A 227-nucleotide genomic window follows, 5' to 3' on the forward strand; every position below is an offset into this window, starting at 1 on the left:
CCGACGGCCGGTGCAAGGCGTTCGGCGCGGACGCCGACGGCACCGGCTGGGCCGAGGGCGCGGGTGTCCTGGTGCTCGAACGTCTCTCCGACGCCGGGGCCAACGGTCACCCCGTGCTGGCCGTCGTGCGCGGCACCGCCGTGAACTCCGACGGAGCCTCCAACGGGCTGACCGCGCCGAACGGACCGGCGCAGCAGCGGGTCATCGCCGCCGCGCTGGCCGACGCG

1 protein-coding gene is annotated in these 227 nt (G+C 77.1%); it reads left to right on the plus strand.

Annotation, left to right across the window (positions count from 1 at the left end; all coding sequences use genetic code 11):
* A partial coding sequence (locus tag SACPADRAFT_RS34580) for a beta-ketoacyl synthase N-terminal-like domain-containing protein (protein ID WP_040924248.1) occupies window positions 1-227 on the plus strand: 227 nt, incomplete at both ends.

This window comes from Saccharomonospora iraqiensis subsp. paurometabolica YIM 90007, assembly GCF_000231035.2.
Classification (GTDB): domain Bacteria; phylum Actinomycetota; class Actinomycetes; order Mycobacteriales; family Pseudonocardiaceae; genus Saccharomonospora; species Saccharomonospora paurometabolica.